The 24,056-nt window shown below is 40.7% G+C and carries 18 protein-coding genes; 6 read left to right on the top strand and 12 right to left on the bottom strand.

The window, feature by feature from the left end; translation table 11 throughout:
• Positions 1–816 (top strand): 3-deoxy-8-phosphooctulonate synthase, encoded by an 816-nt coding sequence (kdsA, locus tag AB3G38_RS05640; RefSeq protein ID WP_367867520.1) that lies wholly within the window; start codon positions 1–3, stop codon positions 814–816.
• 58 nt (positions 817–874) lie between these two features.
• On the opposite strand, the gene AB3G38_RS05635 is transcribed toward kdsA, so the two are convergent.
• Both AB3G38_RS05635 and AB3G38_RS05630 read right to left on the bottom strand, forming a co-directional pair.
• Positions 875–2,776: an OmpA family protein gene (locus AB3G38_RS05635; RefSeq protein WP_367867519.1), complete on the bottom strand. Its 1,902-nt coding sequence runs from the start codon at positions 2,774–2,776 to the stop codon at positions 875–877.
• A gap of 64 nt (positions 2,777–2,840) precedes the next feature.
• Complete coding sequence (locus AB3G38_RS05630; protein WP_367867518.1) at positions 2,841–3,464, bottom strand: 7-carboxy-7-deazaguanine synthase QueE; 624 nt, start codon at positions 3,462–3,464, stop codon at positions 2,841–2,843.
• A gap of 98 nt (positions 3,465–3,562) precedes the next feature.
• Here AB3G38_RS05630 and AB3G38_RS05625 point away from each other — a divergent pair, with 98 nt between their 5' ends.
• Positions 3,563–3,907, top strand: a complete 345-nt coding sequence (locus AB3G38_RS05625) for a Rieske (2Fe-2S) protein (protein ID WP_367867517.1) — start codon at positions 3,563–3,565, stop codon at positions 3,905–3,907.
• A gap of 66 nt (positions 3,908–3,973) precedes the next feature.
• On the opposite strand, the gene AB3G38_RS05620 is transcribed toward AB3G38_RS05625, so the two are convergent.
• The 6 genes from AB3G38_RS05620 to AB3G38_RS05595 form a co-directional block, all read right to left on the bottom strand.
• On the bottom strand, positions 3,974–4,855 hold the full coding sequence (locus tag AB3G38_RS05620) for a bifunctional 5,10-methylenetetrahydrofolate dehydrogenase/5,10-methenyltetrahydrofolate cyclohydrolase (protein WP_367867516.1): 882 nt from the start codon (positions 4,853–4,855) through the stop codon (positions 3,974–3,976).
• Positions 4,856–4,885: 30 nt separating this feature from the next.
• A complete protein-coding gene (lepA, locus tag AB3G38_RS05615) occupies positions 4,886–6,673 on the bottom strand; it encodes a translation elongation factor 4 (protein ID WP_111635660.1) in 1,788 nt (595 codons plus the stop codon).
• A 30-nt stretch (positions 6,674–6,703) separates the two neighbouring features.
• The gene (locus AB3G38_RS05610) at positions 6,704–7,444 is read right to left on the bottom strand and encodes a copper homeostasis protein CutC (protein WP_367867515.1); all 741 of its coding nucleotides are present in this window, start codon (positions 7,442–7,444) and stop codon (positions 6,704–6,706) included.
• Between the two features lie 11 nt (positions 7,445–7,455).
• Positions 7,456–8,487 carry a N(4)-(beta-N-acetylglucosaminyl)-L-asparaginase gene (locus AB3G38_RS05605; RefSeq protein ID WP_367867514.1) on the bottom strand — a complete coding sequence of 344 codons (1,032 nt, stop codon included), beginning with the start codon at positions 8,485–8,487 and terminating at the stop codon, positions 7,456–7,458.
• A 123-nt stretch (positions 8,488–8,610) separates the two neighbouring features.
• The gene (locus AB3G38_RS05600) at positions 8,611–9,417 is read right to left on the bottom strand and encodes a nitrilase family protein (protein ID WP_367867513.1); all 807 of its coding nucleotides are present in this window, start codon (positions 9,415–9,417) and stop codon (positions 8,611–8,613) included.
• Between the two features lie 28 nt (positions 9,418–9,445).
• A complete protein-coding gene (locus AB3G38_RS05595) occupies positions 9,446–10,591 on the bottom strand; it encodes a methionine aminotransferase (RefSeq protein ID WP_367867512.1) in 1,146 nt (381 codons plus the stop codon).
• 69 nt (positions 10,592–10,660) lie between these two features.
• Between AB3G38_RS05595 and AB3G38_RS05590 the strand changes: the two genes are divergently transcribed.
• From AB3G38_RS05590 to AB3G38_RS05575, 4 genes are all read left to right on the top strand, one after another.
• Entirely contained in the window at positions 10,661–11,428 is a 768-nt protein-coding gene (locus AB3G38_RS05590) for a queuosine precursor transporter (protein ID WP_367867511.1), read from the top strand.
• Positions 11,429–11,525: 97 nt separating this feature from the next.
• Positions 11,526–11,765, top strand: a complete 240-nt coding sequence (locus AB3G38_RS05585; RefSeq protein WP_367867510.1) for a hypothetical protein — start codon at positions 11,526–11,528, stop codon at positions 11,763–11,765.
• A 110-nt stretch (positions 11,766–11,875) separates the two neighbouring features.
• On the top strand, positions 11,876–12,187 hold the full coding sequence (locus AB3G38_RS05580; protein WP_041885026.1) for an RNA-binding protein: 312 nt from the start codon (positions 11,876–11,878) through the stop codon (positions 12,185–12,187).
• A 108-nt stretch (positions 12,188–12,295) separates the two neighbouring features.
• Entirely contained in the window at positions 12,296–13,000 is a 705-nt protein-coding gene (locus AB3G38_RS05575; RefSeq protein WP_367867509.1) for a lysoplasmalogenase, read from the top strand.
• Here the strand turns inward: AB3G38_RS05575 and pbpC are convergent.
• From pbpC to topA, 4 genes are read right to left on the bottom strand one after another with little or no spacing between them, the layout of a single operon-like run.
• Positions 12,997–15,387, bottom strand: coding sequence for a penicillin-binding protein 1C (gene pbpC / locus AB3G38_RS05570; RefSeq protein WP_367867508.1), 2,391 nt, complete (start codon positions 15,385–15,387; stop codon positions 12,997–12,999). The genes AB3G38_RS05575 and pbpC overlap by 4 nt on opposite strands.
• Positions 15,388–15,389: 2 nt before the next feature.
• Positions 15,390–20,969 carry an MG2 domain-containing protein gene (locus tag AB3G38_RS05565; RefSeq protein ID WP_367867507.1) on the bottom strand — a complete coding sequence of 1,860 codons (5,580 nt, stop codon included), beginning with the start codon at positions 20,967–20,969 and terminating at the stop codon, positions 15,390–15,392.
• Between the two features lie 56 nt (positions 20,970–21,025).
• Entirely contained in the window at positions 21,026–21,430 is a 405-nt protein-coding gene (locus AB3G38_RS05560) for a hypothetical protein (protein ID WP_367867506.1), read from the bottom strand.
• A 4-nt stretch (positions 21,431–21,434) separates the two neighbouring features.
• A complete protein-coding gene (gene topA / locus AB3G38_RS05555) occupies positions 21,435–24,032 on the bottom strand; it encodes a type I DNA topoisomerase (RefSeq protein WP_367867505.1) in 2,598 nt (865 codons plus the stop codon).
• Positions 24,033–24,056 lie beyond the last annotated feature (24 nt).

Below are 24,056 nucleotides of genomic sequence, written 5' to 3'. Positions count from 1 at the left end.
ATGGTCAATTTTGAATTAGATAAATTAAAACATACGACTTCCGGTAATTTCTTTTTGATGGCCGGCCCCTGTGCAATTGAAGGGGAAGAAATCGCAATGAGAATTGCGGAAAGAATTGTAACCCTAACTGATCGGTTAGAAATCCCTTTTATTTTTAAAGGTTCTTACAGAAAAGCAAACCGCTCTAAAGGTGATTCTTTTACAGGTATTGGTGATGAGAAAGCATTGAAGATCTTAGAAAAGGTTGGAAAGACTTTTGGTGTGCCAACGGTAACTGATATTCACGAAAGTGCTGAGGCTGCAATGGCCGCTGCTTATGTAGATGTATTACAGATCCCTGCATTTTTATGCAGACAAACGGATCTGCTGATTGCTGCTGCACAAACAGGGAAAGTTGTCAATGTAAAGAAAGGTCAGTTCCTTTCTGCGGGCTCCATGAGATTTGCAGTAGAGAAGATTTATGAGGCTGGCAATAAAAGGGTTATATTGACCGATAGAGGAAATACTTTCGGTTATCAGGACTTAATTGTTGACTATCGTGGTTTACCGGAAATGCAGTCTTTTGGTGTTCCTGTAGTGATGGATGTTACGCATTCTTTACAGCAGCCCAATCAAAGTTCTGGTGTAACGGGGGGGAAACCTGAGTTAATTGAGACTATTGCGAAGGCAGCAATTGCTGTTGGAGCTGATGGGTTGTTCATTGAGACACATCCTGATCCGGCTCATGCAAAATCTGATGGTGCGAATATGCTTCATCTGGATTTATTAGAGCAGTTATTAGTGAAGTTAATTAAAATTAGAAAAGCGGTAGTTTAGTATTACTGTATTTAAATAGAGGAGAGGCTGTTCATTTAATCAATGAGCAGCCTCTTTTTTATATACTGGTAATAATGAATGACGTTCTGCGATTTTGCTGACGACCAGCGGGGGTATCATTTGATGAAATTGGTTTAGTAGCACCAAATCCTTTGAATGTCAGGCGCTGTGGATTTACTTTATTTGTAATCAGATAATCGTAAACTGCTTTGGAGCGCTGTACAGATAAGGCCTGATTTGCTTCTGCATTCCCTTCATTGTCAGTGTGTCCCTGGATCTCAATCTTTACAGAAGTATTAGCCTGCAGCAATTGCAAAAGATTTGTTAATTCTGTAATTGATGGTGGAAGCAGCTCCGATTTATTGGTGTCGAAAAATATATTCTTTAAAACCACATTTGCACCGGGTTTAAGTTTTTCAAGATAAATTTCCAATACATAAGGCTGACCGGGTTTTGCCTGATTCAGTTCAAAATTTTCAGAATAAAACAGGTAGCCATCAGCTATTGCGTTAAAAGCATAAGTACTGCCGAGCGGCATAACAGCCAGGAATTCACCATTGTCTTTCGAGGTAAAGTCATTGAATTTAGTCTCTTTTGTTTTCAGATTTACCACTTGTACTTTGGCTTCCAGAAAACCACGGGTCTCTTTATCTCTGACAATACCTTTAACATAAGTAATGGGTAGTGGTTTGGCGGCTTCTGGTAATTTAAATCTGTAAATATCCATATCTCCCAGACCGTCCCTTATTATGGAAGAGAAATATCCCTCAGTTCCATCCGGGCTGACCATTAATCCACTCTCTTCATTAAAGGTATTGATAGGATAGCCAATGTTTACAGGCTTACCCCATTTTCCATCTGCTTGTGCACGGCTGTAAAAAATATCCATGCTTCCCATACCCGGCCATCCATTGGAAGAGAAGTATAAGGTTTTTCCATCAGGATGTATAAATGGTGTATTTTCGTCATAAATCGTATTGATATCCGGCCCAAGGTTTACGGGTTTACTCCATTCTCCTTCACCATTTAAAGTGGTTTTCCAAATATCATATCCACCGATCCCTCCGGGGCGGTTACTTACAAAATAAAGTGTATTTCCATCAGGAGTTACTGCGGGCTGAGAATCCCAGGAGGAGGAATTGACTACAGACCCCAGGTTAAAAGGGGTGTCCCACTGGTTTCCGTTTTTATGGCTCACATACAAATCGCAACTTCCAAATCCATCCGGGCGGTTGCAGCCAGTAAAAAACAGGTACATTCCATCTGGAGAAATAGATTGGGCACCTTCATTGAATCTCGTATTAATTTTATCACTTAGCGGAATTGCCGTTTTCCATTCTTTATTCACTTTACGGGAGATGTAAAAATCTTCATTTCCGTCTGCTGTACGGCTAAAAATTAATGTTGAGCCATCTGCGGTCAGTGCAGGTAAATATTCTCTGTCTTTGGTATTTATTGCGGGGCCTAAATTTATGGGGATATATTTTTCAGGTTTCTGAATGGCAACCGCGGCAAAATTACAATCCCGGATATACTTTTCTGCTTTTAGTACCATTTCCTGATCTTTGCCTTTATAGGTAGTTTTGAATAACGAAAAGTGTTTCCCCGCATCAGCGTATTGTCCGCTATTCAGTTCTGCTTCCCCCAAAGAATAATAAACTCTCGCCGCTAACGGGACTGTTTGAATTTCAATCGCTTTTAAATAATTAGACCTGGCCTTTTCAAAAGACTTTCTCAGTTTGTAAATATCAGCCAGTTGAACAAAAGCAAATTGAAAAGAAGGATCTGCTGCAACTGCATCTTCTAAAAACTGAGCCGCACCACTATAATCTTTGGCTAATAGTGACTTTTGTGCGTATTCGAAATTCTGCTGTGCTTTTTTTACAGCAGACTCCTGTGCCCGGACAAAAGTACTGCTGATCAATAACAGATAAAAAAATACTATAGTAATCTTCCTCATGTTTTTTCTATTAAAACGGGCATGGAGAGCCGTATAAACTTAATAAAAAAAAGGAATAATCTGTCTAAGGAATGTTTAAGTATTTATGTGTTTGTAAGGAGATTTCCCATTTAGGATTAGCCATCACATAATCTATAATCATTGGCGTAATTTCTTTTGATTTAGACCATTCCGGCTGAAGATAAAGTTTGCAGGAAGGAGATACAGTTTCTGCATATTTCTCAGCCCATTCAAAATCACTCTTATTGAAAACAATCACTTTCAATTCATTGGCGAAAGGAGTAATGTCCGGACGCGGTGCTTTGAACTTTTTTGGAGATAAACAGATCCAGTCCCAGCTGCCTGACAATGGATAAGCTCCTGAAGTCTCAATAAAAGTAAGGATGTTCTTTTCCTGAAGTTTTTTTGTCAGGTAATCCATGTTATAGATCAATGGTTCACCTCCTGTGATTACTACTGCTTTACCAGGAAATGTATCTGCTTTTTCAGCAATAGCATCAGCTGAAGTTAAGGGGTGAAGTTCAGCATCCCAGCTTTCTTTCACATCACACCAGTGACAACCCACATCGCAACCTCCAAGACGAATAAAATAGGCAGCTTTGCCTGTGTTAAAACCTTCACCCTGAATTGTGTAAAACTCTTCCATTAATGGAAGCAATGTGCCGTCTGCTGGAATATTATGTGCCATATATCAATTGGCAAAGTTAAATAAATATGGCTGTAAAATAGGAATATATGTATATTGACCGCATTTAAATGACTAATCTATGAATAAGTGCCGTAACAATGGCTGATTTACGCTGGTATAAAATTGAGGAAGAAATTCCAGCTGGAGATTTCATCCGGCAGATTAGTGTGGCGGGTAAAAAATTGTGTTTGCTCAGACATCAGAACGAAATTCACCTGGTGCAAAACTCTTGTCCGCATGCCGGTGGTATTCTGAGTGGCGGATGGTGTGAACATGGAAAATTGATCTGCCCGATCCATCGGTATGCTTATGATTTGTCAACCGGAAGAGGAGCAGAGGGACAAGGGGATTACATAGATTTATACCCCGTAAAAGAAGAACCCGATGGTTTATATGCCGGGTTTAAACAAAGCCTGTTCAGCCGGTTTTTTGGCAAAAAATAAGTTTAAAAGAAAACGGCCTGTATTTCTACAAGCCGTTTTGATCAATAATAACGTTAGTATTCCCGCTTAAGAATAGATTTCTTTTTTAGCTGAAGCCAATGTGTTTTTAAGCAAGCCAACAATAGTCATCAAACCAACTCCACCCGGAACAGGTGTAATCCATGAAGCTAAAGGCGCTACGTTCTCAAAATCAACATCACCATATAATTTATAGCCAGACCTGGTCGTCTCAGAAGTTTCTCTGTTAATACCTACATCAATAATGATCGCACCAGGTTTAACCATATCTGCAGTCACAAAATTCTTTTTACCGATAGCAGCAATAATAATATCTGCCTGCAAAGCAATCTCTTTCAGATTTGTAGTTTTGCTATGCGTAAGTGTCACGGTACAATTTCCCGGATTTGCATTCCGGGCCATTAAAATACTCATCGGACTACCTACAATATTGCTTCGTCCTACAACTACACAATGTTTTCCCGCGGTATCAATTCCGTAAGCTTTTAGTAAAAGTAAAATTCCATAAGGAGTAGCAGGAATGAAACAAGGCAGATTACGCATCATACGGCCTAAATTTACCGGGTGAAACCCATCTACATCTTTACGATGATCTATTGCTTCAGTAACTTTCTCCGGATCAATGTGTTTTGGAAGCGGAAGCTGAACAATCAGTCCATCTACGCCTGCATCACTATTGATCTCCTGAATTTTTTGAAGTAACTCTTTTTCAGTTACCTCTGTATCATATCTGATCAGCGAAGATTGAAAGCCTACTTTTTCGCAGTTTTTCATCTTGCTGGCCACATAAGTCTCACTTCCGCCATCATTACCAACCAATATGGCTAGTAAATGAGGTTTACGTCCGCTTTGTGCTAAAAAATCAGCCGCTTCTGCTGCTATTTCTAATTTAATCTTCTCTGATGCGAATTTTCCGTCCAGTAACTGCATATCAAGCGTTATGTTTTGTATGTTAAACGATTAATCTAATTTAAGTACAGCCATAAATGCAGTTTGTGGAATTTCCACATTACCTACCTGGCGCATACGTTTTTTACCTTTTTTCTGTTTCTCCAACAGTTTACGCTTACGTGAAATATCACCACCGTAACATTTAGCAGTTACATCTTTACGTAAAGCTTTTACCGTTTCTCTGGCGATAATTTTAGCACCAATAGAAGCCTGGATAATAATTTCGAACTGCTGACGCGGAATTAATTCTCTCAGTTTCTCACAGATTCTTTTTCCAAAATCGTAAGAATTACTGCGGTGAATTAACGAAGATAAAGCATCAACCGGTTCTGCATTTAAAAGAATATCCAATCTAACCAGATCAGACTTACGGTAACCGATCTGATGATAATCAAAAGAAGCGTATCCCTTGGAGATAGTTTTCAAACGATCATAAAAATCAAATACAATTTCTCCCATAGGAATCTCAAAAACAAGTTCCACACGGTCTGAAGTCAGGTAAGACTGATTGACGATAATTCCTCTTTTCTGAATACAAAGAGACATTACCGGGCCAACAAACTCAGATTTGGTAATGATATTTGCTTTGATATAAGGTTCTTCTACATACTCCATTTTACTTGGATCAGGAAGATCCGATGGATTATTGACAATGATCAGCTCACCTTTGGTAGTCATCGCCTGATAAGACACGTTGGGAACAGTAGTAATTACTGTCATGTCAAATTCACGCTCTAAACGCTCCTGGATGATCTCCATGTGTAACATGCCCAGGAATCCGCAACGGAAACCAAAGCCTAATGCTGCTGAAGATTCAGGTTCAAATACGATAGAAGCATCATTCAGCTGCAATTTATGCATGGCTTCCCTTAAGTCTTCAAACTCATCCGTGTCTACCGGGTAAATACCGGCAAATACCATTGGCTTAACCTCTTCAAAACCTTTGATCGGTTCAGAACTTGGTCTGTCTTTATGGGTAATTGTATCACCTACTTTTACCTCTCTGGCTTCTTTAATACCAGAAATGATATAACCCACATCACCAGTTTTGATGACATCTTTAGGAGATTGTTTTAATTTTAAAGTACCTACTTCCTCTGCAATATATTCCTTGCCGGTAGCTACAAATTTCACTTTGTCTTTTTTACGGATTTCTCCGTTTAATACTTTGAAATAAGCTACAATACCACGGAATGAATCAAATACGGAGTCAAAGATCAATGCTTGTAATTCACCTTCAGGATTTCCCTTAGGTGCAGGTACACGTTCAACGATCGCACGAAGTATATCGTGAACACCCTGACCTGTTTTTCCCGAAGCAGGGATGATCTCTTCTCTTTTGCAGCCAATCAGCTCAATAATCTGATCTTTTACCTCTTCTGGCATGGCGCCTGGCAAGTCCATTTTATTTAAAATAGGGATGATTTCTAAATCATGCTCCAATGCTAAATAAAGGTTGGAAATCGTTTGGGCCTGAATTCCCTGTGAAGCATCTACGATCAATAATGCACCCTCGCAGGCAGCAATTGAGCGGGAAACCTCATAAGAGAAATCCACATGTCCGGGAGTGTCGATTAAGTTTAATATATAAGGTTGTCCATCCTGGATATAGTCCATTTGGATAGCATGACTTTTAATGGTAATACCGCGTTCACGCTCCAAATCCATGTCATCCAGTAACTGAGCCTGCGACTCTCTCTGGGTGATGGTATTCGTGTATTCAAGTAAACGGTCGGCCAGGGTACTTTTACCGTGGTCAATGTGTGCAATTATGCAAAAATTACGTATGTGCTTCATCAGTGCCGCAAATATAGAATATTAGCTTGATTATTCCGCACTGTTTGCCAGTTCCAGTAATTTTTTGACCAGTTCTGCGTCTGTAAAAGAAGAACTATATTCATCTGCATCATTTCCCATACTTAATTCGCTGTTCCTGAATAACATTTTACTTGCCTGGTTTTTTCTGGCTGAAGCATGAAATTCTTTTGCCCCGGTTTTAAAAATCAGTTGTTTAATATTTGAACTGCTGACACCAGCACCAGGCATAATCGTAATTCTGCCGGCTGCCTGTTTGATCAGCCCGGCTAATTTCTCCGAACCATCCAGTGCTGTTGCTTTACCTCCCGAAGTCAGCACACGGATCACGCCGAGTGAAATCAGATCTTCTAAAGCTTCTTCCATATCAATAACCATATCAAATGCCCGGTGGAAAGAAACCTGCATCGGCTTTGCGAGTTCAATCAGCTCCGCACAACGTACTTTATCTATCTTGCCTTCTGCAGTCAGGATACCAGTGACGATACCCTCACATTGCAGCGTTTTACATATTTTTATATCCTCCTTCATAAGTTCAAACTCCAGATCTGAATACAGGAAGTCGCCTCCGCGTGGTCTGATGATCGGAAAAACTTCAATAGTCAGGAGTTGTCTGGCCAGTTTAATTTCAGCGTAGCTGGGCGTAGTTCCACCTTCAGTCAGGCTTGCACATAATTCTACCCGTTTTGCGCCTCCAAGTTGTGCCTCCAATGCAGAGCTTACAGAGTTGGCGCAAACTTCCATTTCAATCATAGCAGTCAATTTTAATAGTAACTTTTTCCAGGAATTAACAGGTCTTTCTTTGCTGTGTTACAAACCGCATAGCTGAATCCCTTTTGAATTGCATAGGCCCCATATTGTCCCTTTTTATTCAAGGCCAGGAAACCTACCTGGATTTCTTTAGCTTTTGCCGGTTTCTTTTTAATGATGCGCATTACTGCTTCTTTACAAGCCTCTTCTGGTGGATAACCCTGACGCATTAATTCCACGACAAGAAAACTGCCTACATTACGGATCACTTCTTCACCAACACCGGTCGAAGTCGCTCCGCCAACTTCATTGTCTACATACAGACCTGCACCAATAATAGGGCTGTCACCTACCCGTCCATGCAATTTAAAAGCCATTCCACTCGTGGTACAAGCGCCCGATAAATTACCATTCGCATCAAGCGCGAGCATTCCTATAGTATCATGGTTGTATTGATTTCCTGGTAACCTGGTTGGGGATGCTTTATCGTATAATTTATTTTCAATATTCATGATCGGCTCATACTTTGCAGTTTTAAGCCATTCCTTCCATGCTTTTTCACTTTCTGGTGTGAGCAGGTTTATTTTCTGGAAGCCATTTTCCAGTGCAAATTGTAAAGCTCCATCACCTGCAAGCATTACATGCGGCGTTTTTTCCATCACCAGCCTTGCAACAGCAATAGGGTGCATAATATGTTCAAGGGCAGCTACTGAACCGCAATTACCCAAATCGTCCATAATACAGGCATCTAAGGTTACTTTTCCATCCCTGTCTGGTAAGCCGCCATAACCTACACTCTGGTTTTTGGGATCTGCTTCCGGAACTTGTACGCCTTTTTCTACAGCGTCAACTGCGCGGCCACCAGTTGATAATACTTCCCAGGCGGCATGGTTAGCGGCAATCCCAAAATCCCAGGTAGAAATGACAATTGGTTTTCCGGCAACAACAGGAGCAGAAGGAAGAATGTTAGCCATTCCGCTTTTATCAATGGCCATAAGCGAGGCTGATAATGCGGAACATTTAATGAATTTTCTACGGTCAAACATAAAAACGGTTTAGGTTATTGAGTTACAAGATTACATTAAAAATGTTATTTGTAAAAGGTCTGTAAACAGAAAAATCCGGCCTGAGCCGGATTTAAATAAGAGATTATGCAGAAGGTACTCCTTTTAATTCATCAATTTAAACTGATCAGCATCTTTCAGAAAAGGAAAGTCTCTGCGTATTTTTATCAGATCGTCGTAATTGATACTAAAAGTATAAAGATCTTCATCTTCTGGCTTATAATATACCGTATTTCCAAAAGCGTCAATACACATAGAATGGCCGCTATGGTAAACTTCTTTTCCATCATGGCCTACGCGGTTAACAGCTACCACATAACTCTGGTTTTCTATCGCCCTTGCCGGGATCAGTGCTTTCCAGTGTGGAATACGCTTATCCGGCCAGCTTGCCACAATCAGCAATACATCGTAAGACGGATCATTATTCCTTAACCAGACAGGGAATCTGAGATCATAACATACAGCAAGCCTGATTTTCCAGCCTTTTAATTCTACAACAATCTTGTCCTGCCCTGAAGTATACGTTTGATCTTCTTCGCCCATACCAAACAGATGTCTTTTATCGTAATGCTGATATTCGCCTGTTGGCAGCATCCAGATCATTCTGTTAAAGTAATTGTTATTTTCTTTGATAATGAGACTTCCTGTGACTACACAGTCATATCTGGCTGCTGAATCTGCCATCCAGGTCATTGTTTTACCATCCATTTCTTCGGCAAGCTCTTTAGCATTCATGCTAAAACCTGTGTTGAACATTTCTGGTAATACGATAAGATCTGTTTTTTCCTTTACGCCTGAAGACAAACGCAGGGATATATTCTGCAAGTTTTTATCTATATTTTCCCAGAATAAATAAGCTTGAAAAATGGTGATTTTTAGATTATTTATTTTGAGATAGTTTGGGTTCTCCATAGCTTGATCAAGTAATAGGCTGGTGAAATTATAGTTTCATTAATCTTTCAACGGATTTTTCGAGTGTATCTTGCCTTTTAGCAAAACAAAAGCGCAGTACCTGATGATCCGTGTTCCGGATATAAAATGCGGAAACGGGGATAGATGCCACACCAAAATCTGTAATTAACCTTTTTGCTAAAACAGTATCTTCCTCGTCACTAAAATGACCATAACTCACGCATTGAAAGTAGGAACCTTTACAAGGTAGTAATTTAAACTTGGTTTGCTCCAGCAATGAACGGAATAAATCACGCTTTTCCTGGAAAAAGCCAGCTAATCCAAGGTAAACAGCCGGATCTTTCAGGTAATTGGCAATTCCAACCTGCATCGGAGTATTTACGCTGAAAACATTAAACTGATGTATTTTCCTGAATTCTTTCATTAATTGTTCAGACGCTATACAATAGCCAGCTTTCCAGCCTGTGGTGTGTAATAGCTTACCAAAAGAGGCCACAATAAAAGTCCGGTCACGTAACTCTGCATAGGCAGCCAGGGAATTATGTTTTACGCCATCATAAACCAGGTGCTCATAAACCTCATCACTCAGTACCAGTACATCAGTACCTTTGGTCAGCTTAATCAGCGCTTCAATATCTTTAGCTGTTAACACCGTACCTGTTGGATTGTGCGGGCTATTGAGAATGATCATTTTTGTGCTGGCAGTAAATAGTTTTTTAACCATTTCCCAATCGATCGTATAGTCGGGAGGTACCATCTCATAAGATTTGACCAGGCCACCCAGCATTTTTATAGTAGGTGCATAACAGTCATAAGCAGGTTCAAAAATAATAACCTCATCACCCGGCTGTATACAGGCAGTTAAAACGGTGAAAATTGCTTGTGTACCACCAGCGGTAATGGTAACCTCGGTGTCAGGGTGGTAGTTTGATCCATACTTAAGGTTTACTTTACCGGCAACCAGTTCTCTTAAAGATTGAATACCAGCCATCGGTGCATACTGGTTATGTCCGCTTCTCATCGCATCGGCCACCAGTTCAATTAATTCAGGATCACAATCGTAATCAGGGAATCCCTGAGAAAGGTTAATGGCGTTGTGTTCAGCCGCTAACTGGGACATCACTGAAAAAATACTATTGGATGTTCCCGGAAGTTTCGAGTATGTAGCTATCATGTAATAGCAAAATTATAAAATAAATTAAGAGCCCGTTTAAAATTCAGCTATATTTATGATTTTAGCGTTATGACTTTTAAAACAAAAGAGAGCAGGTTATTACTCATATTAGGAAGTTTTTTTGTAGCTAATACTATTCTATCTGAATTTATTGGGGTTAAAATATTTAGTGTGGAAGCTACCCTGGGAATCAAACACTTTAATATCAATTTATTAGGTGTTCCGAACTTATCATTTCATATGTCTGCCGGGGTACTTACCTGGCCGCTGATCTTTATCATGACTGATATTATCAATGAATATTTCGGGATGAAGCAAGTACGTTTTCTTTCGATACTGACTGCTGTGCTGATTGGTTATGCTTTTTTTATTGTCTGGGGCGCAATGAATCTCAGCTCTTCAGATTTCTGGGTAAATCAGCAGATTAACGGACAGCCTGTAAATATGGATAATGCCTTTGCTGGTATATTCGGGCAGGGAATGTGGATTATTATGGGGTCTATCGTTGCCTTTCTGGTTGGCCAGTTTGCAGATGTGGTGATCTTTCATAAGATTAAAAAAATAACTGGGGAGCGTGCATTATGGCTCAGGTCTACGGGCTCTACACTGGTATCTCAACTGATAGATAGTTTTGTAGTCATATTTATTGCTTTTTATTTAAATCCTCAATATCACTGGAGCTGGCAAATGGTAGCAGCGATAGGATTAGTGAATTATACTTATAAATTTTTGGTTGCCATTCTGATGACACCTATACTTTACCTGGTTCATCATATTATTGATAATTACCTGGGGAAAGACCTGGCAAATAAACTGATCAAGATGGCAGGGAGGTAGGATAGAGGCTGTTCCTTAAGTTTTTTAAAACATTGCTGATAAATTTGCTGTTGTTTTGTTAATATCAGTATTATGAATGATAGCTTAATGATAACAGATGAAAACGGTAACTTTTTCTTTCGATCATCCGGTAGCCGTAAAAGTGTTTTTCAATTGCGTTTCGGACCCCCAGCTTAAAAAAGACATCAGATTTTTACGCAGTGATGAGTGGGGATTGCTGCATATTCCTATTGATGATATTCCTGAAGGGACATGGAAACTAATGCTGGAATGGAATTATGAAGGCAGGGACTTTTGCATGGAGAGAACAATTGAATCGACCGGCGCTGTTTTATAGCTGCGTTTACGGACTTTAAACAATTAAATAATTATTTTATCGATTACTTACAATCTAATTGCAAATAAAAGGTATGGTTTTTGTACCTTTGAGGAAATTTTTAGACATTAATGAAGATATTTATTACAGGCCTTCCGTTAGAAGTAGGGGAAGATGAATTAACAGCCGTATTTGGTGATTTCGGTCAGGTAAAATCACTTAGAATTATCAAAGATCGTGAAACTGGTCAGAGTCGTGGTTTTGGTTTCGTAGAGATGCCAGTAGACGAAGAGGCTAAAGAAGCGATCAAGAGAATGAACGGTGGTGATTACAATGGTAACCGTATTAAAGTTGCTGAAGCACAGGAAAAACCTAATACTGGCGGTGCTGGTGGTGGTGGTGGTTTCAAACGCAACAACAACAACAGAGAAAGAAGCTATTAATTAGCTTTTTTCTATTGGATCGATTTTTCTATCATCACATAGAGAACCAGGCTTTAGTAAAATAATTCCTGGTTCTTATTCCGGGTGATTAATACAATTATCCTGAATATGGGGTTGATAAAAAAATACCTGCTATTTAACCTGACTTATGCACTGCTATTTATATTGGTGCTGGTTTCCGGATACAAGCAATTCGCGCTTTTAAATTACGGTTTGATACCTTTTATTACATTGGTATTAATCGTGTTTTTCTGCTTAACTACACATTTAAGCGGACGTTTCCATCAAAGGTTATTTACAGGTTTGGTTTTTGCCCTTACCGGCAGTACTTTGTTTCTGCTGAGGGGCTATAATCCGTCCTGGTTTTCTTATGGGCTGGTAGCCTTCCTGATTTGCCATCTGTTTTATATTGGTGCTTTTTACCTTGATTTCCGCTCTGCTCAGGAGCTGGATAAAAAGGGGGCAAGGATCGCCATATTCAGTAGTGCCATCACTTTTACTGCTTTTTATTTCTATCTCAGACCACATTTGGGTACCTTAAGGTTACCGGTACTCGCCTGTATTTTTATTGTTGCCTTATTAATCATGATGGCAGCCTTTAGAAATCAGCGCGTAAATCAAGTCAGCTTTAAGCTGATTCTTACCGGTGTCCTGTTTTTTATTACGGCTGATGCACTCTTAGCACATACTTACTTTATCAGTCCTTTTGAATTTTCTGATCTGCTGATGAGTATAATTTATATGATTGCTCAGTACCTGATCGTCATAGGAGGGGCAGAACGAAAATTAATCCGTCCTTTAACAGCTGATTAGTATTTTTCCCGATCCAGTATGGTAAACTGCTGAACAAATCTTTCTCCCTGATCATCCACCAGTGTTAGCGTATGTTTGCCCGGAGCCGGGCTCAGGCTCAGCTGATGTGTGTGTGCAGTTGTTGCTACATATTCATTATCTATATGCCAGTAAATCTGAGCAGCAGCATTTTTATGTGTTGCGGTAAAAACAACTTTTCCTCTTTTACCATCAAACTCTAACGGAATATAAATTGCCGCATTATTCTTTGGATAAATCATATCCATCACATAATTATTACCGGTATTGCCACATCCTTCCATAAATGGAGGCAAAGGTTTATAGTCGCTATGCTTGATCTTATAATAATATTCCATTGCCGGTGGCAGAATGAACCAGGGCTGGTGGACCATATTTGCCGGACTTACACATTGATCTGTGACTCTGAAAGTGGAGCTATGGTCAAGATGTATGATCTTGTGGTAGGGGCAAACTATTGTTTTTTCTCCTGCAAAAGGAACGAGCTCATTCACCCGGTCAGGACAATATTCACTGGCTTTATAGCCGCTCTGACGACAAATTGTCAGTTGTTTTAATTTGTTTTTTGGTGTTTCGAACCATTTACCTTTAGGCAGCTGCCTGAAAATATCAAATAATACTGGTGCAGCAACGTCAATTCCAGTCAATCCGGGCCTGCCTTCACCATCTGCATTTCCTACCCAGACACAAACTACATAATCAGGAGTAAGGCCAATTGCCCAGGCATCTCTGAACCCAAAACTTGTCCCGGTTTTCCAGGCTAAACGTTGTGCAGAGGAAAATTGCTCCCAGAGTCCTTCGTCACCAGGACGCATCAATTCTTCCATCGCGTTAAATGTGTTCCAGATAGATCCATTGTCAAGAAATGAGTTACGCTGGAGTTCGTTCTCTTCTGGTTTTTCTATGTTTTTTTGCTGTACATAAACCGGGGCATCATAATCATGCGGGTTATAATATCCTTTATAATCATTATAATGGTTGAGTGATCTGGCCATGCCCATATAAGTTTTGGCAAGATCCCATAGCGTGACTTCACTGCCACCAAGAATTAAGGATAAACCATAGTGGTCTGCGGGTTGATTAAGCGTAGAAAATCCCAGTTTTTTTAATTGATCATAAAAGCGGGGATATTTATAAGTCTGTAATAAACGAACAGCGGGAATGTTCAATGAGCGGCTCAATGCACGATCGGCAGCAATTGCTCCATCATAACCTAGATCATAATTTTGCGGAGAATAGTTACCGATTTGGGTAGGAATATCAGGAATTAAAGTTTTAGGAAGGATCAACCCGTCATTTAACATACTGGCATATAACAGGGGTTTTAAGGTACTGCCGGGACTGCGCGGAGCCTTGATCATATCTACATGACTTTCCAATGCGGCATTTTCCGGCTGATAAATATTCCCCGCATAAGCCATCACTGTCCCGTTTTTTACATTCAGCACCAGCGCAGCAATATTATCAATATCATTTGCCCGATAGCGGTTGTTATATCTTTTTAATAAAGAATTGATCTTTAATTGCAAAGATTCATCTAAAGTTGACCTTATGCGCGTGGCAGAGATATTCAATCTGGCTCTTTCGGTTTTAAATCTATTCAGCAAATGGGGCGCGTCTTGTGGTAGTGGCCTTGGTTTACCGGGTACGGGCTCCAGCTTGGACAAATTAGCTGTAGCCAGATCTATGATTTTTAATTTAGCGAGCGCATCAAGCAGATTATTTCTCTTGGTAATCAGCCGGGTAATATTGCGGCCCGGATGTACCAGTCTAGGACTATTGGGTAAAACAGCTAATGTAGCCATTTCTCCCCAGGAAAGTGATTGAGGGCTTCTGCCGAAATAGCGCCAGGCTGCTGCTTCCAGGCCAACTACATTACTGCCAAATGGTGCGTTAGCAGCGTATAATTTGAGGATTTCTTGTTTAGAGCTTCTAACTTCCAGGCGGATCGCCAGTAAGATTTCAAATAACTTTTGAGCAACCGTACGGTCTTGTCTGCGGCTAAGCCGGATCGTTTGCATGGTCAGTGTACTGCCGCCACTTACAATTCCCCTGGCACGGAAGTTTTGTTTCATCGCCCTTGCCATCGCCAGAATGTCTATTCCGGGATGTTTGTAAAACCGCTTGTCTTCAAATGCGATAATACATTTTGCAAATTTGTCAGGTATAGTGTCAGCAGCAGGAAAGCGCCATTGCCCATCTGCGGCAATGGCGGCGCTCAATAATTCTCCATTGGAAGCTTCCACGACATAAGAAGTGGGAGAGACAAATAGTCTGGCAGGCAGGCAGAGTAAAAACCAGCACAATAACAGGAATACTACACCATCGCCAATCAGCAGTTTTGAAACCGGCTTTAATTTTATGCTCATTTTTATTTAATCACCTGCACCCATTTTCCATCTTGTGTTGCACTGATCGTGTTGTTGTACATCGCCTCACACTGCACTGCTGATAAATAGTATTTACCAATATAAGAGGCGTTTAACAACACCTTATAAGTTACCGTTTCATTTTCTCTCAGGTTGAAATAAGTGAATACGCGATCATCCCTGATATCCCTGTAAGTATAAGGAGAAGAAGAAATAATACTTTCATTATCATTTACCCTGGTGTTGATAATTTCCCAGCCAGAAGGGAATATTTGTGTCAGCGCCATTTGTTCATACAGCCCCATTTTACCAGGATTTTTTACGACTACTTCTGCGTAGAAATCCAATCCTTGTTTTAAGACCGAAGGATCAATTGGTTTCCCGTTCAGTAATTTGTAACTGACCGACATATCCAGAATCTCTGCATTGTTAGGTTTGAAGTTATTCTGACCAGCGGCAGGTTGTCCATCCAATATTAAACGGGCAAAAAGTACAGTTTGCCCATGATTGGTAACCACTGCTGTTTTTCCTTTAAAGCTGATCGGTAAACTGCTTAAATACTGGTTTGCATGGAATGTCCCTTTTTTGCCATCCAGCTGATAGCTATAGTTCAATTTGGCAGCTGCTGAATTTTGTCCGCAGAATTTGGCTATGGCTAATAAGCTATAAGCCGTAGTTTGTGTACTGTACCAGTCATTCGTACCTAATTTAGCTGCCAGGGTTTGTAATACCTGTGCCGCTTTCCCTCTTTGTCCCATCAGCGTTAAAGTTTCCAGGATCATGGCTTCATCACGACTGTCAGAACCATAGGTTCCACCCAATTGTACATAAGGTTTAATAGTTACCTCAAGTCCTTTGATCAGTGCATTAGCCGCAGACGCTTGCCCTGCAAGCTGATAAGCAGCTGCAAGCCTCCACTTCGCACTAACTGACAAATATTCAAAAGCACGTAACCTGTTCATGGCTGCCATTTCTGGTTTACGTGCCAATGCCAGCACATACAGGCGATAGGCCTGGGAAAGATCTCCGCCATAAAAATTATTACTATTAGGTACCCAGCTTCCTGCTTTGCCTTTCAGGTAACGTAAAACTTCGTCCAGCATGCCCACAGGGATATTATAACCACTGTTTTGTGCTTCTACCAGGAAGTGCCCGGCATAGTTTGTTCCCCATTCATCAGCAGCAGGTTCACCCGGCCAGTAAGCCAGGCCGCCTTCTGTAGTCTGGAAGGAACGCAGCCTGTTAATTCCAGCTTTGATATTTTTATCCGTTTGTGCTTTCTGCTGTTCAGTAAGCGGAGTTAATTTATTCAAAAATAATTGCGGAAATACAGCCGAAGTTGTTTGTTCTACGCAACCGTGAGGATACTGCATCAGGTAACTTAGCCTCTTTTTAAGGTTTACCGGAGGAATAGCTGATAATTCTACACTTCCGGAATTACTGCCTGCAATACCTAAAGGCAGATAATTTGCTGTCCAGCTTTGTCCGGGTTGTATAATAGCAGAAACTACATTGGTAACATATGGATTTGGATTTCTGATATCCAGTTCCAGGTCATATACTGCTTTCTCAGCCCCGCTTTGTGCCACAATTTTCACTTTGGCAATTCCGGTCATTTGCGGTACGGTAACTTCAAAATAAGCCATTTGTTCGCCCGGTTGTGCGTAGGTTAATTGTCTTGTTTTAGCACCTGCCACCTGTAAGTTTTGCGTTTGCAACTGTACATTTACGCTTTTAAGATTCTTTTCGGTTGCAAATACGGTTACTGGCAAAGTGAAACTTTCCCCTGGTCCGATCACCCTTGGCAAGGTCGCCAATACCATGAGTGGTTTTTTCACCTGCACAGATTTCTCTGCAAAGCCGTAAGCACCATCCTGTCCGGCAACAACCATCGCCCTTACTGCGCCAATATATTGCGGTAACTTAAATTTGTGTGTCTGACTGCCTCCTTTGCCTAAAGCAAATGGGCCTAAGTATTTAACCACAGCCGTAAAGCGATTTGCTTTTGCAGGATTCAGGTTACGATTAGCACTGCCATCACCTCCAATACTCAGGATACGTTCCAGATTACCGCCCCATGCACCTAATACATAGTCAAAAAGATCCCATGTTTTAACGCCCAAACCTTCACGTGCATAAAATACAGCATGCGGATCCGGAGTTTTGAACCTTGTTAAGTCCAGTAACCCCTCATCTACCAGGGCGATGGTATAAGTCATTGCTTTTCCGTTCTGTTCAGAAACGGTAATCGTATTTTCAGTTTCCGGTTTAATCTTATCAGCCATTTTAATGACCGGCTTTAATATGGTTTCCGGATCCTCGATAATTAACGGAATAGCACCGTACATCCGGATTGGAAGATCATTGACTGTTTGTGCATGCGGCTGTAACAGCGTAATGTTCGCAAACACGTTTGGCGCCATATTTTTCTCTGCCTTAAACTTGAACTGCGTCTGTCCTTTTTTAGTATCCGTCCAATAGGTTTTTAAAACCCGGCTTCCGTTTTCAATAGAAATTAAGGCCCTTCCATTTTCACCAGTAGGGATGGTTAAGACCACGTCTTCACCCACTTTGAATTTAGTTTTATTCGCCGTAAACGAAAGCATGGATGCTTCGGTAGGATTCGCCGATTGTTCACGTTGTGCCCATCCCGGCCAATCCACATAAACAGCTTTACCAGTTACGTGACCTCCATTCAAATCGCGTACTAAAACCAGGTAACGTCCCCATTCAGGTTCATTAATGTGTAAGGTCCAGTTTCCTTTTCCATTTTGTAAGGTTACATTTTCTTTCTGGATCAGTTTATTGTATTCATTCTGAGTAAAGTTAGCAAAGGAGTTTTGAGTATCCTGTTCCCACCACCAGCGCCATTGTACTTTGTATAACTCTACCTGGACATTTTTAGAACCACCGATCAGTTTACCATCACGGTTTACATTCACGATACTAAAGTTATGATCCTTACCGGTCACCAGCATTCCGCTTAATTTTTCTCCTTCTGGTGCTTTAATTCCATAATAATTGGTAAATACGTGGTAGGGGATAGAGAAATTATCAATACTGAAATTTCCACCTGCTTCAAATACTTTGGTGGTGAAATTGGCTTTCAATACGCCGGGAGCGGTGGCGTTATCGTTCAGATTTGTATTGACAGCAGCCATTCCGTTTTCATTCAGTCTGCCTTCAAATATCGTTTTGACCTGGGAGACGAAATTTACGGTTGGATTATCAAAGTTATAACCCCCAAACCCAGGGAACGTAGTTTCCATGGTATTCAAATTCACATCTACTTTAGCTTTCAGGTTTTTACCAACTGCGCCAAACAGCCAGTTGGCAGAAAGGGCAGCAGTTGCTGCTGCTCCTGTGCCTAAATATTTACGGTTACCAATGTCAAAACCAATTTTCAGACGATTAGGCATAACGGTCTCGATCTTGATTGTTTTTTGAAAGGAAGCACCGCCAGCTTTTACTTTGGCTACCCAGTTTCCAGTGGGCGCAGTACTTTCAGTTGCTGTACGGAAAGCATAAAATCCATTTAAAGATGCACCGCTGATTGCCTTTCTGACCAGTTGGCCCTGTGGATTATACAGTTCAAAAGTAACCGGATAAGCTGCTGGAAGTTTCTTTAGTTTATCTTCCAGAATGAAAGACAAGAAGAGTGAATCTCCTGGTCTCCAGACACCACGTTCTCCATAGATCAATCCTTTTAAACCATTTTGTACCACATCACCACCAACGTCAAAACGACTCAGCGGAAGTGAATTTCCATCATCAAGCTTCAAATATCCGCGTTCATCTCCATTTTTGGCAACCAGCAGGAAAGGTTTTCTTTTCAAATCAAAAGAAGCCATTCCATCACCGTCAGTTTTCACCGTATGAATAACCTGACGCTGATAATCCAGTAATTCAAGCGTAACCCCGCTTAATCCTTTCGTGGTCAAAAGGTCGGTCGCAACAATCAGCATGCTGTTGTCATTTCCTCTTTTAGCCACCAATCCTATATTGGAGACTAATAAATTCCGGCTTGCAAATTTGTCACTCGTATAATAAGACGGCGTACAAGGATTGTCTTTATCACTCCAGTTATAGCCCGGACTGTAATAATTATTGTAGGTGCGCCAAAAGTCATCATCTTCATCTATCTTTTCACCATAATACTCATATTCATTATCTTCCTGATCTTCTTTAACAGCGGTACCCTCTGTGCAATTCAGAATGTTATAGGCTTGCCGGAAACTGAAAGTTACCCTGTACATTGCGCCGGGTTCTGCCTTCAGAATTTTATCCAGGTCCAATACAAACCTGTTCTTTTTATGAAGATTAAGGGTTTTATCTTCATCCAGACGTATCTTCTTTTGCAGTAAAGGTTTACCCACACGTCTGAGTTCATTGGCTTCTTTATAATTATTGTTCTGGAAGAACTGCGGGATATTATTCTCATAAACTTTAACAATCGTTACATCTACAGCTTTCAGGTTAACAGCCTCAAAAGGAAGTACCAATTTACCTGAGTTGGGAAGAATGGTTCCGCTGCCGGCAATAGTTACCGAAGGAAGTTTATTCTCAAATACAATATTGGCTGTCGTACTTGCATTCAGTACGCGCTCATTGCTATTGACAACCCCTTTATTGACGGTTAAGGTATAATTTCCCAGGAGTGGTTCCGGAGTGTAAATTTTAACCTGACTACCATCAATGGTATACCTTAAATCTGATCCCGTTCCCAAAGTGATCAGACCTGTCAGATCCTGTCCGATACCTACCGGTTCAGAAAACTGTACCAATGCATAATCTTCAAGATTCTGTATAGCTTTTGTGGCAAGCACTTTGAATATACCATTTGCCGGAACAGCTAAATTCTCTTCGCCTTTGTTTTTAGCGTCTATCGCATCACCAGACCATTTAAGGACCAGTTTTTCTTCTTTTGATGTTTTTTTGATACTATCAATCAGAAAAGTGGAAGAGTTTTTCTGAGGATTATGCTGCCATTTTATCTTTAAATGCTGGTCTGATTCAAGCTCCAGACATTTTTCCAGTTGTTTAGGATCTTCTTCATCAGCTGTGCTGATTTCTCCGGTCAGCTTCATATAGGCTAAGGAAGTGTTGTTCTGAGAAATCAAACCATTCTGGCTGAGTACTAACCCGGGTTTAATGACACTGAATTCGAAATCGAACTCTTCAAGATCTTTCTCCGTTTCGGTTACCTGGCCAAGATCAAAAGTTGCCGTATATGTTTTTCCGGATTCTAATTTTTCATCCGGCCTGAATTCTACGGTCTGCGCATCTATCCAGTAAGTTTTACCTTTTACAGCAGGGGAGAAGCTGAACAAATTACGCTCGTCCGGTTTACCCAGTTCACCCATTGTTTTCACCTGGCTCGCCAGCTGAATTCTGATAAAACTCTTTTTAGAGATTGTACCAGAAGTATAGCCCTCAATGTATTTCGCATAAGCCTGCTGCATTTCTGCCGGTTTATGTTTTCTGAAAATAAAAAAAGCAGCTATTCCGATCAGAATAACTGCAATTGAACCAATTATGATTGGTTTTTTATTTTTGAAGAAGGCGTTGTTCTCAGTGTTCATATTTTCCTTTCAATGGATATCTCCGGGAAAATACGAAAAATTATTGAACTGGAAATTTATTTGATCATCACGCCTGGTTTATTCATCAGGGGGATTTTGGTCAGATTATCATCTACTATACTTTCTGGTAAAAAGATAAACTTCTTATCATAAATAGTACCATCAATATAATAACTCAGCCAATATTCATTGGTCAGTCCGAAAACTTCTGTATCTATCGCTTCTACTCCTTTAAAGGAATTAGCGGGTACGTCACCTAAAAAGTGGCGCAATATAGAAGTCTTTACGAGTCTGCCATCCTTTTCGCCATATCCTTTGGAGCTGATCAGTACATTATCAATCTGTACATTTTTCAGATTGACCAGGTAAACGGTCCAGTTTTTTACTTCCGGCGTTTCACTGATCAATACGACTGCCATAGCGAGGTCTTCCACAATATTTTCCGGCAGATCTTTCTTCATATTTTTATTTCTTTTTAACTGGGGCTTTTTTCTTTGCAGGAGCTTTGGCCGCTGCACTTTTTGTACCGGCAACTTTAGTACCAGCTGCTTTCTTTTTCGTTGCTTTTGGCTCAAAAGCATTCGGGACCTGCTCCACAATCAGCTTTTTAACCTCTTCCAGAGAAAGTACAGCCAGTTCTTCAGGTGTATACTTTTCGTTAGTGGCCGGGTTCTTACCCAATTTGAGCATGTCTTTTCCGAAACGGATGAAAGGTCCCCATCTGCCGTTTTCGATTGCAATTTTATCAGCAGTCCATTGCTGGATAAATCTGTTTGCCTCTTTCTCTACCTTTTTACCAATCAGTTCTTTGATATCATTATCAGATAATTCATCAAAGTTATAAGCTTTAGGTACATTGATAAACAAGTCATTCCATTTGATAAATGGCCCGAAACGTCCGGTACCTTTAGTCACCGGTAATCCTTCGTAATGCGCTACAGGAGCATCAGCAGTAATTTTTTCTTCGATAATTACGATTGCACGGCTCTGATCAACAGTTAGCGGATCTTCGTTTTTAGGGATAGAAATATAAGTTTCGCCCCATTTTACGTAAGGTCCGAAACGGCCAACACCTACGGCAACTTCTTTATCTTTATAATTTTCCAGCTGGAAAGGTAACCTGAACTGCTCTAAAGCATCTTCAAGGGTTACTGTACCCACCGACTGAGATTTCATCAGGCTCGCATATTTTGGTTTCTCTTCGTCATCGTTCTGACCGATTTGTACCAGAGGACCAAACTTTCCAACCTTTGCGTAAACATTTTTACCACTTACCGGGTCAACGCCTAGTAAACGCTCACCATTTGCCCTGTCGGCAGTTTCAGTAGTTACTTCAACTTCCTTATGAAAAGGAGTATAAAAAGCATGAAGCATTTTTGTCCAGTTCTGTAAGCCCTGGGCAATCTCATCAAATTCCTTTTCCACTTTAGCGGTAAAGTTAAAATCAACAATACCTTTAAAATGCTCTACCAAGAAGTCATTGACAACTTCGCCTATATCAGTAGGGAATAATTTAGATTTTTCCGCACCGGTAATTTCAGTTTTAATGGCTTTAGTGACTTCTCCATTCTCAAGGATAATCGAACCGAATGAACGGCTGCGGCCATCACGATCTTCTTTCACTACATAACCACGATTCTGGATGGTAGAAATAGTAGGTGCATAAGTAGATGGACGGCCAATGCCAAGCTCTTCCAGTTTTTTAACCAGGCTCGCCTCTGTATATCTTGCAGGCGGACGAGAGAAACGTTCGGTTGCATTCATTACATTCAGTGACAGCTCCTGACCTTTAGCTAAAGGAGGAAGGATATTTTCATTGTCGTTGTCTTCGGTGTCTTCATCATCACTTGATTCCAGGTAAACTTTCAGGAAACCATCAAATTTCATGACTTCACCTTCTGCGACCAGACTTTCACTGCGTGTGCTCACTGCAATCTGTGCAGTTGTCTTTTCAAACAACGCTTCGCTCATTTGAGAAGCAATCGCACGTTTCCAAATCAGCTCATACAGCCTTTGTTCAGAACTATCACCTGTTACGGTATGCTGATCAAAGTAAGTAGGGCGGATGGCCTCATGCGCTTCCTGAGCCCCTGCGGATTTAGTTTTATAAGTTCTCAGCTGATGATATTTCTGTCCATAGGCAGAATTGATCTCATTAGCTGCAGCTGTTAAAGCCGTTTCAGATAAGTTTACCGAATCCGTTCTCATGTAAGTGATCTTTCCACTTTCATATAAACGTTGCGCAACCTGCATGGTACGGGATACCGGGAAGCCCAGTTTCCTGGATGCTTCCTGTTGCAGCGTTGAGGTGGTAAAAGGTGCTGCAGGATTACGTTTAGCTGGTTTAGTTTCCAGGCTGCTGATTTTAAAACCGGCATTAACACAGTCGCGCACAAATTTCTCTGCTTCTGCTTCCTGTTCAAATCGCTGAGGTAATTCTGCTTTCACAAATTCCCTTGCTTTTCCTGTGCTGAACCGCGCTGTAATTTTGTAGGCAGCAGCTGCATTAAACTTATTTACTTCACGTTCTCTGTCTACAATAAGACGTACCGCTACTGATTGTACACGACCAGCCGATAAAGAAGGTTTCACTTTTTTCCATAGTACCGGAGAAAGTTCAAAACCTACCAGGCGGTCTAACACGCGTCTTGCTTGTTGTGCATTAACCAGGTTATAATCAATTGTTCTTGGAGATTCAATCGCTTTTAAAATTGCAGGCTTGGTGATTTCGTGGAAAACAATACGTTTAGTCTTGTTTTCTTTCAATCCCAGCGTCTCAAACAGGTGCCAGGAAATTGCTTCCCCTTCGCGGTCCTCATCGGATGCGAGCCATACCATCTCGGCTTCTTTTGCTAATTTCTTAAGTTCAGCTACCACTTGCTTTTTATCGGCGGGTACTTCATAAGTCTGGGCGAAATTATTATTCGTATCTATTCCCATATCTCCTTTAATTAAATCGCGGATGTGTCCGTAGCTCGATTTAACAATGAAATCTTTACCCAAATACCCTTCTATTGTTTTCGCTTTTGCAGGTGATTCAACTATTAATAAATTTTTGGCCATCTAGAAGGTTTTTCTGCAAATAAA

Origin of the sequence: Pedobacter sp. WC2423, assembly GCF_040822065.1 — a bacterium.
Taxonomy (GTDB): Bacteria; Bacteroidota; Bacteroidia; order Sphingobacteriales; family Sphingobacteriaceae; genus Pedobacter.
This window is presented reverse-complemented; position numbering and strand designations above follow the sequence as displayed.